We start from the raw sequence: 16,280 nt of genomic DNA on the forward strand, positions 1-16,280 counted from the left end.
CTGGGCGGAGCGAAAAGCGTGGATGGGGACGAGTAGCGGCGCAGGCAGCCCAGAGCGACCCGGGGACGGTGTGAGCCCGGGGGCGAGCGCGGCGTGAAGATCACCCCGGAGCCGCCGGAAGAAAGCCCCCAGGGGCGAGTAGACCCGGCCTCGCGAGCCCAATGAGGGGGCTCACCGGCGCACCCTGCGCACCGGGAGCCAAGGAGGGTGGTACCGCGGGAGCACACCGCTCTCGTCCCTCCGACGGAAGGCAGCACGTCCGCCGGAGGAATCGCGTTGAATACGCCGCCGCAGTACCGCCAGGTACCCGCCCAGGTCGACCTGCCCGCGCTCGAACACGCGGTGCTCGACTTCTGGCGCGAACAGAAGATCTTCGCCAAGAGCCTGGAGCAGTCCGAGGGACGCCCCGAATGGGTGTTCTACGAGGGCCCGCCCACCGCCAACGGGATGCCCGGCGCCCACCACATCGAGGCCCGCGTCTTCAAGGACGTCTTCCCCCGCTTCCGCACCATGCGCGGCTACCACGTGGCCCGCAAGGCCGGCTGGGACTGCCACGGCCTCCCGGTGGAGCTGGCCGTCGAGAAGGAGCTGGGCTTCAGCGGCAAGCCGGACATCGAGGCGTACGGCATCGCGGCGTTCAACGACAGGTGCCGCGAGTCGGTGACCCGGCACACGGACGCCTTCGCCGAGCTGACCACCCGCATGGGCTACTGGGTCGACCTGGACGACGCCTACCGGACGATGGACCCGGAGTACGTCGAGTCCGTCTGGTGGTCCCTGAAGGAGATCTTCACCAAGGGCCTGCTGGTCCAGGACCACCGCGTCGCCCCCTGGTGCCCCCGCTGCGGCACGGGCCTGTCCGACCACGAGCTGGCCCAGGGCTACGAGACGGTCGTCGACCCCTCCGTCTACGTCCGCTTCCCGCTGACCTCCGGCCCGCTGGCCGGCGAGGCCGCCCTCCTGGTGTGGACCACCACGCCCTGGACGCTGGTCTCGAACACCGCGGTGGCGGCCCACCCGGAGGTCACCTACGTCGTCGCGACGAACGGCGAGGAGAGGCTCGTCGTCGCCGCCCCCCTCGTGGACAAGGCCCTCGGCGAGGGCTGGGAGAGCACCGGGCAGACGTTCACCGGCGCCGAGATGGAGCGCTGGACGTACCGGCGCCCCTTCGAGCTGGTGGAGTTCCCGGAGCCGGCCCACTACGTGGTCAACGCCGAGTACGTCACCACCGAGGACGGCACCGGTCTGGTCCACCAGTCCCCCGCCTTCGGTGAGGACGACCTCAGGGTCTGCCGCTCCTACGGCCTGCCGATCGTCAACCCGGTCCGCCCCGACGGCACCTTCGAGGAGGACCTCCCGCTGGTCGGCGGCGTCTTCTTCAAGAAGGCCGACGAGCGGCTCACCGAGGACCTCGCCGAGCGCGGCCTGCTGTTCAAGCACCTGCCGTACGAGCACAGCTACCCGCACTGCTGGCGCTGCCACACCGCGCTGCTGTACTACGCCCAGCCGTCCTGGTACATCCGCACCACGGCGATCAAGGACCGGCTCCTCGCGGAGAACGAGAAGACCAACTGGTTCCCCGACACCGTCAAGCACGGCCGGTACGGCGACTGGCTGGACAACAACATCGACTGGGCGCTCTCCCGCAACCGCTACTGGGGCACCCCGCTGCCGATCTGGCGCTGCGAGGACGACCACCTCACCGTCGCCGGCTCCCGCGCGGAGCTGACCGAGCTGTCCGGCACCGACCACTCGGACCTGGACCCGCACCGCCCGTACATCGACGAGGTCACCTTCGCCTGCCCGCAGGACGGGTGCGGGAAGACCGCCACGCGCGTGCCGGAGGTCATCGACGCCTGGTACGACTCGGGTTCGATGCCGTTCGCGCAGTGGGGCTACCCGTACAAGAACAAGGAACTGTTCGAGTCCCGCTACCCGGCGCAGTTCATCAGCGAGGCCATCGACCAGACCCGCGGCTGGTTCTACACGCTGATGGCGGTCGGCACCCTGGTCTTCGACAGGTCCTCCTACGAGAACGTCGTGTGCCTCGGCCACATCCTCGCCGAGGACGGCCGCAAGATGTCCAAGCACCTGGGCAACATCCTCCAGCCGATCCCGCTGATGGACCAGCACGGCGCCGACGCGGTGCGCTGGTTCATGGCGGCCGGCGGCTCCCCCTGGGCGGCCCGCCGCGTCGGCCACGGCACCATCCAGGAGGTCGTCCGCAAGACGCTGCTGACGTACTGGAACACGGTCACCTTCCAGGCCCTGTACGCCCGCACCACGGGCTGGGCGCCGAGCGGGGCCGACCCGGCCCCGGCCGACCGCCCGCTGCTGGACCGCTGGCTGCTGTCCGAACTGCACGCGCTGACCGACCAGGTGACCCAGGCGCTGGAGGGCTACGACACCCAGCGCGCCGGCAAGCTGCTCTCCGCGTTCGTCGACGACCTGTCCAACTGGTACGTCCGCCGCTCGCGCCGCCGCTTCTGGCAGGGCGACAAGGCCGCGCTGCGCACCCTGCACGAGGTGATCGAGACGGTCACCAAGCTGATGGCCCCGCTGACGCCGTTCATCACCGAGCGGGTCTGGCAGGACCTGATCGTCCCGGTCACCCCGGGCGCCCCGGAGTCCGTCCACCTGTCCACGTGGCCGGAGGCGGACCTGACGGCGGTCGACCCGGAGCTGTCCCGGCAGATGGCGCTCGTGCGCCGCCTGGTCGAACTGGGCCGCGCCACCCGCGCGGAGTCCGGCGTCAAGACCCGGCAGCCGCTGCGGCGCGCGCTGATCGCGGCGACCGGCTTCGAGACGCTCTCCCCCGAACTGCACGCGCAGATCACGGAGGAGCTGAACGTCGAGTCCCTCGCCTCGCTGAGCGAGGTCGGCGGCTCGCTGGTCGACACCACCGCCAAGGCCAACTTCCGGGCGCTGGGCAAGCGGTTCGGCAAGCGCGTCCAGGACGTCGCCAGGGCCGTCGCGGGCGCGGACGCCGCCGCCCTCTCCCTCGCCCTGCGCGAGGGCACGGCCTCGGTCGAGGTCGACGGTGAGACGATCACCCTCGCCCCGGACGAGGTGATCATCACGGAGACCCCGCGCGAGGGCTGGTCGGTCGCCTCCGACTCGGGCGCGACGGTCGCCCTGGACCTGGAGATCACCGAGGAGCTGCGCCGCGCGGGCCTCGCCCGGGACGCGATCCGCCTGATCCAGGAGGCCCGCAAGAACAGCGGCCTGGACGTCGCCGACCGCATCAGCCTGCGCTGGACGGCCACGGACCCGGCGGTCCTCGCCGCCCTGAGCGACCACGCCGGCCTGATCGCCGACGAGGTCCTGGCGACGGACTTCGCCCAGGGCGAGGCGGACGACGGCTACGGCACCGCGTTCACCGACGAGGGCCTGTCCTTGACGTTCCGCCTCCGCAAGGCGTAACCGGCACGAAAGGCCCGGCCCCCTCACCAGGGGGCCCGGCCTCGCCACGCCGTGCGCCGTGCACGCACACAACAGGGCGGGCCCCGGGTCGAAACCCGGGGCCCGCCCTGAACGCTGCCGACGGCCAAGCCGTACTACGAGCCGGCAGCCGCCGTCAGTTGTCGTCCTCGTCGATCAGGAACCCGCGCATGGGCGACGGCGCCTGCCCCATGGGCGAGGGCGCCTGCGGCCGCACCGGTGCCATCGGCTGCGTCATGGCCGGCGACATCTGCTGCTGCGAGCCGTAGGACGGTCCGGCGGACCCGCCCGGACCGCTGCCCATGGACTGGTTCCCGCCGTAGGCCGGGGCGCTCGCGCCCGCCGGGGCCATCGACGGCGCCGGGGACGGCGGCAGCGAGGCGGTCGCGGGAGTGCGCGGCGGGGCGAGGGAGTCGTCGGCCTGCGTCTCCAACTGCCGGAGCTGCGACTCCAGGTAGGACTTCAGCCGCGTACGGTACTCGCGCTCGAAGCCGCGCAGGTCCTCGACCTTGCGCTCCAGCGTGGCGCGGGCGGACTCCAGGGAGCCCATCGCGACGCGGTGCTTCTCCTGCGCGTCCCGCTCCAGGGCGTCGGCCTTGGCGCGGGCGTCCCGCTCCAGGCCCTCGGCGCGCGAACGCGCCTCGCCGACGATCTTGTTGGCCTCGGACCGGGCCTCGGCGATCGCCTGGTCGGCGGTCTGCTGGGCCAGCGACAGCACGCGTGCGGCGCTGTCGCCACCGGGACCCTGGCCCATCGGGCCGGGACCCTGCGGGCCGCCCATGGGGCCGCCCATCGGACCGGGGCCCATCTGTCCCTGCATGGGACCGGGACCCTGGCCCATCGGCCCCGGACCCTGGCCCATCGGGCCGGGACCCTGCGGGCCGCCCTGTCCGCCGGGACCGGCGGGCAACTGCGGGGCGCCGCTCGGCAACTGGGGCGGACCACCCATGGGGCCGCCCATCTGCTGCTGCGGCGGGCCCGATATGCCGGCGGGCACCGGAGCGCCGGGACCTCGCATGCCCTGCTGCGGCATCCCGCCCTGCTGGGGCATCCCGCCCTGCTGCTGCATTCCGCCCTGCTGCGGCATTCCGCCCTGCGGGGGCATACCACCCTGCTGCGGCATCCCGCCCTGCTGCTGGTCCTGCTGCTGCTCGGGGGGCTTGCGCATGTTCTGCTGGTTCTGCGCGGCCGCACGCGTGGCGGCGGCCAGCTTGGCGCGCAGGTCCTCGTTCTCGCGCAGCAGACGGGTCAGTTCGGCTTCGACCTCGTCGAGGAAGGCATCGACCTCGTCCTCGTCATAGCCTTCTCGGAGGCGGACGGTCGTGAACTGCTTGTTCCGCACGTCCTCGGGGGTCAACGGCATCTCTTCACCTCAACGTAGTCGTCGGCATTCGGCAAGCCCGTATCTCTCTCATCGCTCACAGCCGGCTCACGATCGAGATCAGGATGTAGACGATGATCATCAGTACGAAGAAGGACAGGTCGAGCGCCACGCCCCCGAGACGCAGCGGCGGGATGAACCGCCGCAGAAGCTTCAACGGTGGATCGGTGACAGTGTAGGTGGCCTCCAGTACGACCACCATCGCCTTGCCGGGTTGCCACGAGCGGGCGAACTGGAAGACGTAGTCCATGACCAACCGGAAGATCAGCACGATGAGGAAGCACATCAGCGCGATGTAGACGACATCCAGAACCACGCTCATGACCCGCGCTTCCCTCTCCCCTGATCCAGCTCACCGGTTGCTACGCCTCAGCTCTGGTTGAAGAACCCGCCCTCTGCGATGCGGGCCTTGTCCTCCGCCGTGACATCGACGTTAGCAGGAGACAACAGGAACACCTTCTGCGTCACCCGCTCGATACTGCCGTGAAGACCAAACACCAAACCGGCCGCAAAGTCGACAAGTCGCTTCGCATCTGTGTCGTCCATCTCAGTCAGATTCATGATCACCGGCGTGCCCTCACGGAAGTGTTCCCCGATGGTACGGGCCTCGTTGTAGGTCCGGGGGTGAAGTGTGGTGATCCGGTAGGGCTCTCGTTCGGACACGACCTTGGGCATGATGACCGGTGCGCTCTTTTCCAGGCTTGCGCGTTCTTGTGTGATGGATGCCACGGGCGCGATACGCGCCGGACGCCCGGATTCCGCGGCGAGCGAAGCGGATCGGGCCACCGGCTCGCGGGGCGCGGGCGGTTGCACGATTCGCACCTCTTCGTCCCTTTGGGGCTGGTGCGATCCGTGCGACTGGTGCGACGGCTCGTGACGCCGGTGGTCCCGTTCGGGCTCCGGGTCGAGTTCAGGTTCGAAATCGTCGTCGGGGTCGAACCCCCGGCCGTCGTACCCATCGTCCTCCACGAGGCCGAGGTAGACCGCCATCTTGCGCATCGCGCCGGCCATGCTCTGAGTCCTCCGCTCTGTGGTGGATCGGCTGACGACTGCCAAATGCCCGCGATCCACGAGGTCGTTGCGTCCGCCTTTCGGCGGTAATGACCATATTTTCTGCTGTGGTCCGACTTCTTGGCGACGTTACCCGAGCCTGGGGCGGACTCCGAGTACCGCGCTGCCGACGCGTACATGTGTCGCTCCGGCGGCCACGGCCTGTTCGAGGTCCGCGCTCATCCCTGCGGAGACCATGTTCGCAGCAGGATGGCCCCGGCGCAGGTGGGTCGACAAATCCATGAGGCGCTCGAAGGCGGCCTGTTGCCGCCCGGCGTACTCCCCCGTCAGCGGGGCCACGGTCATCAGGCCGTCCAGCCGGAGGCCGGGCGCCCCGGCGACCAGACCCGCCAACTCCTCGATCCCCTCGGGGGCGACTCCGCCCCGCTCGCCGCGCCCGCTCGCCCCCGCGTCGAGGGCGACCTGGATGAGGCAGCCGAGTTCGCGCCCGGCCCGGACGGCCTCCTTCGACAGCGAGGCGACCAGCCGGGAACGGTCGACGGACTGCACCAAGTCGGCATAACCGACCACAGATCGTACCTTGTTGGTCTGCAACTGACCCACGAAGTGCCAGGTGAGCGGCAGATCCGCGCACTCGGCGGCCTTGGGCGCCGCGTCCTGGTCCCGGTTCTCGGCGACGTGCCGCACCCCCAGCTCCGCCAGGACCCGCACATCGCTCGCCGGATACGTCTTGGTGACCACGATCAGGGTCACGTCCTCGCGCGGCCGGCCGGCCGCCGCGCAGGCGGCGGCGATCCGCTCCTCCACCTTCGCCAGATTCCCGGCGAGTTCTTCCTTACGGTCCGTCATGCCCCATCAGTCCAGCCACACATAGCCCGCGAGCCGCCCGGTGGTGCGGTCACGGCGGTACGAGAAGTGATCCTTCGACTCCCGGGTGCACACCGGCGACCGCTCCCGGTCGCGCACCCCGAGCCGGTCGAGCTGGGCGTGCACCCCCGCGGCCACGTCGACCGCCGGCGTGCCCCAGCTCGTCTCGGCGTACGCCCCCGGCGCGACGGCGGCCACCTCGGCGCGCATCCGCTCCGGTACTTCGTAGCACCGCCCGCACACGGCGGGCCCGGTGCGGGCGACGATGCGGGCGGGGTCGGCGCCGAGTTCCGTCATCGCCCGTACGGCGGCGGGGACGACGCCGGCGACCAGGCCGGGCCGGCCCGCGTGGGCCGCGGCGGCGACACCGGCGACCGGGTCGGCGAGCAGCACCGGCACGCAGTCCGCGGTGAGCACGGCGAGGGCTAGGCCCCGGGCCGCCGTGACGACCGCGTCGACCGACGGGACCGGACGGTCGCCCCAGGGCTCGTCGACCACGGCGACCTCGGCGCCGTGCACCTGGTTCATCCAGACCACCCGGGCGGCGTCGAGACCGAGCGACCCGGCGGCCCGTTCCCGGTTGGCGCGCACGGCGGCGGGGTCGTCGCCGACCGCGCCGCCGAGGTTCAGCTCCTCGTACGGAACGGCGCTCACCCCGCCCCACCGGTCGGTGAAGGCGAAGTGCGCGCCGTTCGGCGTGCTCGTCGCGGAGCGCTGTCCTATCACTTCAGGAAGTCCGGCACGTCCAGTTCCTCGGCCGCGCTGTCCGAGTAGGTCCGCGACGGCGGGACCGGCGGCCCGGCCACCGGCGGCAGGTCGCTCACCGGCTCCGGCGCGACCGGCTCGGGCTCCTCCTTCGGCTTGACGCTGCCGAGGGAGCCGAAGGACGGGCGGCTCTCGGGCTGCCGGGGCGGGGCGGCGGGCTCCTCGCGCTTGGCCGCGGCGGAGCCCAGCACGGTGTCCCGCTTGGCGGGCGGCTGGCCCCCGTCGAACCCGGCGGCGATCACGGTGACCCGGACCTCGTCGCCGAGGGCGTCGTCGATGACCGCGCCGAAGATGATGTTGGCCTCGGGGTGGGCGGCCTCGCTGACCAACTGGGCGGCCTCGTTGATCTCGAACAGGCCGAGGTCGGAGCCGCCGGAGATGGAGAGCAGCACCCCGCGGGCGCCGTCGATGGAGGCTTCCAGCAGCGGCGAGGAGATCGCCATCTCGGCGGCGGCCACCGCGCGGTCGTCGCCGCGGGCCGAGCCGATGCCCATCAGGGCCGAACCGGCCTCGGACATGACCGACTTGACGTCGGCGAAGTCGAGGTTGATCAGACCGGGCGTGGTGATCAGGTCGGTGATGCCCTGCACACCGGAGAGCAGGACCTGGTCGGCGGACTTGAAGGCGTCGAGCACGCTGACCTGGCGGTCCGAGATGGACAGCAGCCGGTCGTTGGGGATGACGATGAGGGTGTCGACCTCTTCGCGCAGCTCGGCGATGCCGTCCTCGGCCTGGTTGGCGCGGCGCCGGCCCTCGAAGGTGAACGGGCGGGTGACCACGCCGATGGTGAGGGCGCCCAGCGAGCGGGCGATGTTGGCCACGACGGGCGCGCCGCCGGTGCCGGTGCCGCCGCCTTCACCGGCCGTCACGAAGACCATGTCGGCCCCCTTGAGGACCTCCTCGATCTCCTCGCGGTGGTCCTCGGCGGCCTTGCGGCCGACGGCCGGGTTGGCTCCGGCGCCGAGTCCTCGGGTGAGTTCACGGCCGACGTCCAGCTTGACGTCGGCGTCGCTCATCAACAGGGCTTGCGCGTCGGTGTTGATGGCGATGAACTCGACGCCCTTGAGACCGACCTCGATCATCCGGTTGATGGCATTGACACCACCGCCGCCGACACCGATGACTTTGATGACTGCGAGGTAGTTCTGCGGTGCTGCCACGTCGAAGGCCTCTCGCCTCGAGTTACGTGTCGTCGGACCGGGAAGCAACTGCTGCCCCGCGATCCGGCGACTGATGCCGAATGGGACGGTCCGTATCGCCGACCCGAACCCTAACCCTGAAGTTTAGGGTTACCAGTGTGTCCGTTCCTTGGAGTCTTCTGAACAGGACACTAAGTCGACAAGCGGCGCGCGTTCAACGAACACGCCGAACCTCCCGTTTTTCTTTTCACCCTATGTGATCAGCCGTAGCGGTGCCCAACCAGGGTGCTGGCCTGCACGGATGTGCGTCAACTCCCCGTCAACTCCCTGATGACGCCGGAGCGGTGGGAACGCTGACGTCGAAGTGCCGTGCGTCCGGCTCCGCTTTCATCAGCGCGGTGAGCGCGCGGGCCTTCTCGCGGCCCTGCTCGGCGCTGCCCCAGGCCACGGTCCGGCCGTCGGCCAACTCCAGCGAGATGTCGTCGTAGGAACGCACCGTGACCAGGCGCGTCTCCCGGGCGAGCGCGGCCGGGACGCGGTCCGCGACGGCGACCGCCGCCCGGGTCAGCCGGCCCTCGCCGAAACGCCGCGCGCCGGCCGCCGCCGAACCCGAGCGGGAGACTGCCATTTTCAGTGCGGGGATGCCTTTCGGGGCGCGGGAAACCGTGGCGAAACGGACACCTTTTTTGTCCACTTCAAGGTATTTTCCGGCTTTTCGCACCACGAGAACCGGAGTACGCTCAGTCACTTTCAGTCCGATTCCGTCCGGCCAGGAGCGGGTGACCTCGGCCGTGTCGACGCGGGGCAGATTCCGCTTCAGCTCCGCCTCGATCGCCGCGGTGTCGACGGAGACCAGCGGCTCCCCGACCGGTACGCCGGCGGCCTCCCGCACCTGGGCGGGCGTCAGCACGCCGGTGCCGGAGACCGCGACCCGCTCCACCCGCAGCCAGCCGGAGCCGTACAGCAGCCAGAGCGTCCCGGCGGCCAGCAGCCCGAGGGCGGCGGCCAGGACGACGGCCGTACGGAGCCGGGGCGCCCGGGGGCGCCGCGTCCGGGGCGGGCCGGACGACTCCCGCCGACGGTCGCCGCGCCCGGCGGTGGTCGTTCCGGCCACGCTCCCTGCCTTCCGTCAGCCCTGACTAGCGGTGCGCACGGGCGGCGATCGCCTCGTACACCATGCCGACGAGGAGTTCGTCGGCGTCCCGGCGGCCGAACTCGGCGGCGGCGCGGGACATCTCGTACAGCCGGTGCGGTTCGGCGAGCACGGGCAGTACGTTCTGCTGGACCCATTCGGGCGTCAGTTCCGCGTCGTCGACCAGCAGTCCGCCGCCGGCCTTGACCACCGGCTGGGCGTTGAGCCGCTGTTCGCCGTTGCCGATGGGCAGCGGGACGTAGGCGGCCGGGAGTCCGACGGCGGAGAGTTCGGCGACGGTCATCGCGCCCGCGCGGCAGAGCATCATGTCGGCCGCGGCGTACGCGAGGTCCATCCGGTCCAGATAACTTACCGGGATGTACGGGGGCATCCCCGGCATCTGCTGCACCCGCGGCAGTTCGTTCTTCGGGCCGACCGCGTGCAGGATCTGGATGCCGGCCTGCTGGAGCCAGGGCGCGACCTGCTGGACCACCTCGTTGAGCCGCCGGGCGCCCTGCGAGCCGCCGGTGACCAGCAGCGTCGGCAGGTTGGGGTCCAGCCCGAACGCGGCGCGGGCCTGGGGGCGCACCGCCGCCCGGTCCAGGGTGGCGATGGAGCGGCGCAGCGGGATGCCGATGTAGCGGGAGTTGCGCAGCTTGCTGTCGGGGGTGGAGACGGCGACCTGCGCGGCGTACCGGGAGCCGATCTTGTTGGCCAGGCCGGGACGGGCGTTGGCCTCGTGGATGACGATCGGCACCCCGAGCCGCTTGGCGGCGAGGTAGCCGGGCAGCGCGACATAGCCGCCGAAGCCGACCACGACGTCCGCCTTGGTGCGCTCCAGGATCTGCTCGGTCGCCTTGATGGTGCCGCGCAGCCGGCCCGGGACGGTGATCAGCTCGGGGGTGGGCTTGCGCGGCAGCGGTACGGCGGGGATCAGCGCCAGTTCGTACCCGCGCTCGGGTACGAGACGGGTCTCCAGGCCGCGCTCCGTGCCCAGGGCCGTGATGCCCACGGTCGGGTCCTGCCTGCGCAGGGCGTCCGCGAGGGCGAGCGCGGGCTCGATGTGGCCCGCGGTTCCTCCGCCGGCGAGTACGACATGCACCGAAATTCACCGCTCTCCGGACGAGCGCGCCGCCGAGGCACGCCGTCGCATCGTGTTCCAACTCCGGGGACTTCCCTTGGACCCGGTGCCCCCGGTCCCCCGCTTTCTACCAAAGCGAGGTTGCCGCATCGCGAGCGCCGCCCGCGCAGCGGGCTCGTCGCGTGCGAAGGCGATCAGCAGCCCGATGGCGAACATGGTCGGCAGCAGGGCGGAACCTCCGTAGGAGAACAGCGGGAGCGGGACGCCGGCGATCGGCAGCAGCCCGAGGACCGCACCGATGTTGATCACGGCCTGGGCCGTGATCCAGGTGGTCACGCCTCCCGCGGCATACCTCACGAAGGGGTCCTCCGTGCGTCCGGCCACGCGGATACCCGCATAGCCTAGAGCCGCGAACAGGGCGAGTACCGACAGCGTGCCCGCCAGACCCAGTTCCTCACCGGTGACGGCGAAGATGAAGTCGGTGTGCGCCTCGGGGAGTTGGCCCCATTTCTCCACGCTGGCGCCGAGCCCGGAGCCGAACAGCCCACCGGAGGCCAGGGCGTAGATGCCGTGCACCGCCTGCCAGCAGGAGTCGCCCGGCCCCGGGTCGGTGGCGCCGATGCAGGCGAGCCGGGCCATCCGGTTGGGGCTGGTCTTGATGAGGATCACGCCGAGCAGCGCGGCCACCGACAGCACCCCGGCGAACAGCCGGGTGGGCGCCCCCGCCAGCCACAGCAGGCCGAACAGGATCGCCGTCAGGATGATCGCGGTGCCCATGTCACCGCCCATCATGATCAGCCCGAGCAGCATGAAGGCGACCGGGGCGAGCGGGACGAGCATGTGCTTCCACTGGGTCAGCAGCTTCTTGTCCTGCTTGCGGGCGAGCAGGTCGGCGCCCCACAGCACCAGGGCGAGCTTGCCGAACTCGCTGGGCTGGAGCTGGAAGGGGCCGCCGACGGAGATCCAGTTCTGGTTGCCGTTGACCGACCGCCCTATCCCCGGCACCTGCACCAGCGCCATCAGGAAGACGGCACCGGCGAGTATCGGGTAGGCCAGCGCCCGGTGCAGCTTGACCGGCATCCGCAGCGCGGCGACCATCAGCCCCGCGCCGATCACGGCGGCCAGGAACTGCTTGCGGAAGAAGTACGAGCCCGGCAGCGACAACTGCAGCGCGGTGATCTGGGAGGCGGAGTACACCATCACCAGGCCGAGCACGGTGATCAGCGCGCTGCCGCCGAGGATCAGGTAGTACGCGGTCAGCGGCCGGTCCCAGGCGCGGCGCAGCCTGGTCCACAACCGCACCGCCGGGTTGTCCCGGACCGGCCGCGCGGCGGGCGGCCGGCCGACGGCCCGCTGCGCGGGCGGTCGTCCGGTACGGCTACCGGGACTACCGGGCATAGCGGCCTCCGTCGTCCGTCGGCCTGGACCGTCCCACGCGTCCCTCCCAGGATCGCCCGGCGCAGGCGGCCGGGTCTACAGGGCGCCGAGTTCGCGAACGGCCTCCGCGAACGCGTCACCGCGCTGGTTGTAGTTGGCGAACATGTCCATGGAGGCGCAGGCCGGGGCCAGCAGCACCGTGTCGCCGGGCCGGGCGAGCCGCCGGGCCTCCTGGACCGCCTTCAGCATCGCCCCAGTGTCGGTCCGGTCGAGGTCGACCACGGGTACTTCCGGGGCGTGTCGCGTCAGGGCTTCGCGGATCAGCGCGCGGTCGGCGCCGATCAGCACGACCCCGCGCAGCCGCTCCGCCGCGCCCGCGACCAGTTCGTCGAAGGTGGCGCCCTTGGCCAGGCCGCCCGCGATCCACACGACCGACCCGTACGCCGCCAACGACGCCTCGGCGGCGTGGGTGTTGGTGGCCTTGGAGTCGTCGACGTAGGCCACCTGGTCCAGGTCGGCGACGTGCGCGATGCGGTGGGCGTCGGGGGTGAAGGCGCGCAGTCCGTCGCGTACGGCGGCCGGGGGGACGCCGTAGGCGCGGGCGAGGGCCGCGGCGGCGAGCGCGTTGGCGATGTTGTGCGGGGCCGGCGGGACGACGTCGGAGACCTCGGCGAGTTCCTGGGCGTTCTTCTGCCGGTCCGCGACGAAGGCCCGGTCGACCAGGATGCCGTCCACGACGCCGAGTTGGGACGGCGCCGGGGTGCCGAGGGTGAAGCCGACGGCCCGGCAGCCCTCCTCGACGTCGGCCTGGCGGACCAGGGCCTCGGTGGCCTTGTCGGCCGCGTTGTAGACACAGGCGACGCGATTGCCCTCGTAGATGCGGCCCTTGTCGGCGGCGTACGCCTCCATGGAGCCGTGCCAGTCGAGGTGGTCGGGGGCGAGGTTGAGGACGGCGGCCGAGTGGGCGCGCAGCGACGGAGCCCAGTGGAGCTGGTAGCTGGACAGCTCCACCGCCAGGACGTCGTACTCCTGGTCGCCGGTGACCGCGTCCAGCAGGGAGACGCCGATGTTGCCGACGGCGGCGGTGCGCAGGCCCGCCGCCCGGAGGATCGACGCGAGCATCCGGACGGTGGTGGTCTTGCCGTTGGTGCCGGTGACGGCGAGCCAGGGCGCGGCGTGCTCGCCCCGCAGCCTCCAGGCCAGTTCGACGTCGCCCCAGACCGGGACGCCCGCCCGCCCGGCCGCCGTGAACAGCGGCTTGTCGGGCTTCCAGCCGGGCGCGGTGACGACGAGGTCGGTGCCCTCGGGGAGCGAATCGCCGTCACCGAGGCGCACGGTGATGCCCGCCCGTCGCCCGCCACCAGCCCTGTCCGAGGCGCTCCGCGCCGCCCCCGCCCAAGCCTCCAACTGGGCCGCCTGCGCCCGCGCACGCTCGTCGGCGCCGTCGTCGACGACGGTCACCCGGGCGCCGAGACCGCTGAGCACCTTGGCCGCCGGGACGCCGGAGACGCCGAGTCCGGCGACGGTGACGTGCTTGCCCTGGAACTCCGAGGACGCCGATTCGGTCACTTGTCCGCTGCCCATCCCGCGTAGAAGAGGCCCAGCCCGACGATCACACAGATGCCCTGGATGATCCAGAAACGGACCACGACAAGGACCTCGGACCAGCCTTTGAGTTCGAAGTGGTGCTGGAGCGGTGCCATCCGGAAGACCCGCTTGCCGGTCATCTTGAACGAGCCGACCTGGATGACCACCGACATGGTGATCAGGACGAACAGGCCGCCGAGGATGGCCATCAGCAGTTCGGTGCGCGAGCAGATCGCCAGGCCCGCCAGCACGCCGCCGAGCGCCAGCGAGCCGGTGTCGCCCATGAAGATCTTGGCCGGCGAGGTGTTCCACCACAGGAAGCCGAGGCAGGCGCCCATCAGCGCGGAGGCGACCACCGCGAGGTCGAGCGGGTCGCGCACCTCGTAGCAGGCCCCCGGGTTGGTGAGGGTCTGCGCATTGGCGCAGGACTCCTGGAACTGCCAGACGCCGATGAAGGTGTAGGCGCCGAAGACGAAGACGGAGGCGCCGGTGGCCAGGCCGTCCAGACCGTCCGTCAGATTCACGCCGTTCGACATCGCGAGGATCATGAACAGCGCCCAGACCACGAACAGCACCGGGCCGATGGTCCAGCCGAAGTCCGTGATGAACGACAGCTTGGTGGAGGCCGGGGTGTTGCCGCGGTTGTCCGCGAACTGCAGCGACAGCACCGCGAAGGCGATGCCGACGATCAACTGGCCGGCCATCTTCGCCTTGGCCCGCAGACCCAGCGACCGCCGCTTGACGATCTTGATGTAGTCGTCGAGGAAGCCGACCAGGCCCATGCCGACCATCAGGCCGAGCACCAGCAGGCCGGAGAAGGTCGGCGCCGCGTCGGCCTCGGGGTCCAGATAGCCGGTGATCACCTTGGCCAGGAAGTACGCGGCGACCGTGGCCAGGATGAAGGCGATGCCGCCCATGGTCGGCGTACCGCGCTTGCTGGCGTGCTCGCGCGGGCCGTCGTCGCGGATGTACTGGCCGTAGCCCTTGCGGGCCAGCAGCTTGATCAGCAGCGGAGTGCCGACCAGCGTCAGGAACAGCCCGAGGACGCCCGCGAACAGGATCTGCTTCATCATCGGGCGGCAACCTCACCCTCGGCGCCGGTCTCCAGCAGCGCCGTGGCGACGCGCTCCAGACCCACCGAACGGGACGCCTTCACGAGTACGACGTCCCCCGGGCGCAACTCGCTGCGCAACAGGTCGACCGCCGCCTGTGCGTCGGACACGTGCACCGACTCCTCACCCCACGAACCCTCGTTATATGCGCCCAGTTGCAGCCATTGGGCTTCCCTGCCCCCGACCGCGACGAGCTTGCTGACGTTGAGCCGGACGGCGAGCCGTCCGACCGCGTCGTGCTCGGCGAGCGCCTCGTCCCCGAGCTCGGCCATCTTGCCGAGCACCGCCCACGTACGGCGTCCCTTGCCCATGGCCACGAGCGCGCGCAGGGCGGCCCGTACGGACTCGGGGTTCGCGTTGTAGGCGTCGTTGACGACCGTCACGCCGTCCGGGCGCTCGGTGACCTCCATCCGCCAGCGGGAGAGGGAGCCCGCCTCGGAGAGCGCGACGGCGATCTCGTCTGCGGACATGCCCAACTCGTGGGCGACGGCGGCCGCGGCGAGCGCGTTCGACACGTGATGCTCACCGTACAGGCGCATGGTCACATCGCTTGCACCGGAGGGTGTGTGAAGGCTGAAGGCGGGCTGTCCGGTGTCCGTGAGTCGCACGTTCTCGGCCCGGACGTCCGCTTCGTCGGACTCTCCGAAAAGGATCACCTTCGCCTTCGTACGGGAGGCCATGGCCCGTACGTACGGGTCGTCCGCGTTGAGGATCGCGGCGCCGTCCTCGGGCAGCGCCTCGACCAGCTCGCCCTTGGCCTGGGCGATCTGCTCCCGGCCGCCGAACTCGCCGATGTGCGCGGAGCCGACGTTGAGGACCAGGCCGATCCTGGGCGGCGTGAGTTCGGTGAGGTACCGGATGTGGCCGATGCCGCGGGCGCCCATCTCCAGGACGAGGAAGCGGGTCTCCTCGGTGGCGGTGAGCGCGGTCAGCGGCAGCCCGATCTCGTTGTTGAGCGAGCCGGGCGTGAACACCGTGGGCGCCTTGCGCCGGAGCACCTGCGCGATGAGGTCCTTGGTACTGGTCTTGCCGGCCGAGCCGGTCAGCGCCACCAGGGTGGCCCCGAGACGGCGTACGACGTGCCGGGCGAGGGCGCCGAGGGCGGACTGGACGTCGTCCACGACGATGGCGGGCACGCCGACGGGCCGGGAGCCGAGCACGGCCGCCGCACCCGCCCCGGCCACCGCGGCGGCGAAGTCGTGGCCGTCCACGCGCTCGCCGACGAAGGCGACGAAGAGACAGCCGGGCCCCGCCTCGCGGGAGTCCCGGACGACCGGACCGGTGACCATGGCGGACGGTTCCGGTATGTCGTGCATCTGCCCGCCGACGACGTCTGCGATCTCGGCGAGAGAGAGGGCGATCACAAGTTCATCCCCTGGATCATTCG

The 16,280-nt window shown here is 71.1% G+C and carries 13 protein-coding genes; 1 reads left to right on the forward strand and 12 read right to left on the reverse strand.

The genetic code is table 11. The annotated features are described in order from the left end of the window. Positions 1-276: 276 nt before the first annotated feature. Positions 277-3,423 (forward strand): isoleucine--tRNA ligase, encoded by a 3,147-nt coding sequence (ileS, locus tag ACFY32_RS08240; protein ID WP_390673728.1) that lies wholly within the window; start codon positions 277-279, stop codon positions 3,421-3,423. A 154-nt stretch (positions 3,424-3,577) separates the two neighbouring features. On the opposite strand, the gene ACFY32_RS08245 is transcribed toward ileS, so the two are convergent. The 12 genes from ACFY32_RS08245 to murF form a co-directional block, all read right to left on the reverse strand. Continuing rightward, positions 3,578-4,804, reverse strand: a complete 1,227-nt coding sequence (locus ACFY32_RS08245; protein ID WP_359192990.1) for a DivIVA domain-containing protein — start codon at positions 4,802-4,804, stop codon at positions 3,578-3,580. A gap of 55 nt (positions 4,805-4,859) precedes the next feature. Next, complete coding sequence (locus ACFY32_RS08250; protein WP_007448661.1) at positions 4,860-5,144, reverse strand: YggT family protein; 285 nt, start codon at positions 5,142-5,144, stop codon at positions 4,860-4,862. A 47-nt stretch (positions 5,145-5,191) separates the two neighbouring features. Beyond that, entirely contained in the window at positions 5,192-5,833 is a 642-nt protein-coding gene (locus tag ACFY32_RS08255; RefSeq protein WP_359192993.1) for a cell division protein SepF, read from the reverse strand. Positions 5,834-5,962: 129 nt separating this feature from the next. Beyond that, positions 5,963-6,682, reverse strand: coding sequence for a YggS family pyridoxal phosphate-dependent enzyme (locus ACFY32_RS08260; RefSeq protein ID WP_390673729.1), 720 nt, complete (start codon positions 6,680-6,682; stop codon positions 5,963-5,965). A gap of 6 nt (positions 6,683-6,688) precedes the next feature. Further along, the gene (gene pgeF / locus ACFY32_RS08265) at positions 6,689-7,426 is read right to left on the reverse strand and encodes a peptidoglycan editing factor PgeF (protein ID WP_359192999.1); all 738 of its coding nucleotides are present in this window, start codon (positions 7,424-7,426) and stop codon (positions 6,689-6,691) included. Next, positions 7,423-8,625 carry a cell division protein FtsZ gene (gene ftsZ / locus ACFY32_RS08270; RefSeq protein WP_390673730.1) on the reverse strand — a complete coding sequence of 401 codons (1,203 nt, stop codon included), beginning with the start codon at positions 8,623-8,625 and terminating at the stop codon, positions 7,423-7,425. The genes pgeF and ftsZ overlap by 4 nt, the downstream gene beginning before the upstream one ends. A 298-nt stretch (positions 8,626-8,923) precedes the next feature. Continuing rightward, positions 8,924-9,718, reverse strand: a complete 795-nt coding sequence (locus tag ACFY32_RS08275; protein ID WP_359193004.1) for an FtsQ-type POTRA domain-containing protein — start codon at positions 9,716-9,718, stop codon at positions 8,924-8,926. Between the two features lie 25 nt (positions 9,719-9,743). Next, entirely contained in the window at positions 9,744-10,838 is a 1,095-nt protein-coding gene (murG, locus tag ACFY32_RS08280) for an undecaprenyldiphospho-muramoylpentapeptide beta-N-acetylglucosaminyltransferase (protein WP_390673731.1), read from the reverse strand. 6 nt (positions 10,839-10,844) lie between these two features. Beyond that, entirely contained in the window at positions 10,845-12,215 is a 1,371-nt protein-coding gene (gene ftsW, locus ACFY32_RS08285) for a putative lipid II flippase FtsW (RefSeq protein ID WP_359193010.1), read from the reverse strand. Positions 12,216-12,290: 75 nt separating this feature from the next. Beyond that, entirely contained in the window at positions 12,291-13,778 is a 1,488-nt protein-coding gene (murD, locus tag ACFY32_RS08290) for a UDP-N-acetylmuramoyl-L-alanine--D-glutamate ligase (protein ID WP_359193013.1), read from the reverse strand. Beyond that, complete coding sequence (gene mraY, locus ACFY32_RS08295; protein WP_359193318.1) at positions 13,760-14,851, reverse strand: phospho-N-acetylmuramoyl-pentapeptide-transferase; 1,092 nt, start codon at positions 14,849-14,851, stop codon at positions 13,760-13,762. Before mraY ends, murD begins: the two co-directional genes overlap by 19 nt. Continuing rightward, positions 14,851-16,257 carry a UDP-N-acetylmuramoyl-tripeptide--D-alanyl-D-alanine ligase gene (murF, locus tag ACFY32_RS08300; protein WP_359193016.1) on the reverse strand — a complete coding sequence of 469 codons (1,407 nt, stop codon included), beginning with the start codon at positions 16,255-16,257 and terminating at the stop codon, positions 14,851-14,853. The genes mraY and murF overlap by 1 nt, the downstream gene beginning before the upstream one ends. Positions 16,258-16,280: the final 23 nt, after the last annotated feature.

The sequence above is a fragment of the Streptomyces sp. NPDC000134 genome (assembly GCF_042899225.1).
Taxonomy (GTDB): Bacteria; Actinomycetota; Actinomycetes; order Streptomycetales; family Streptomycetaceae; genus Streptomyces.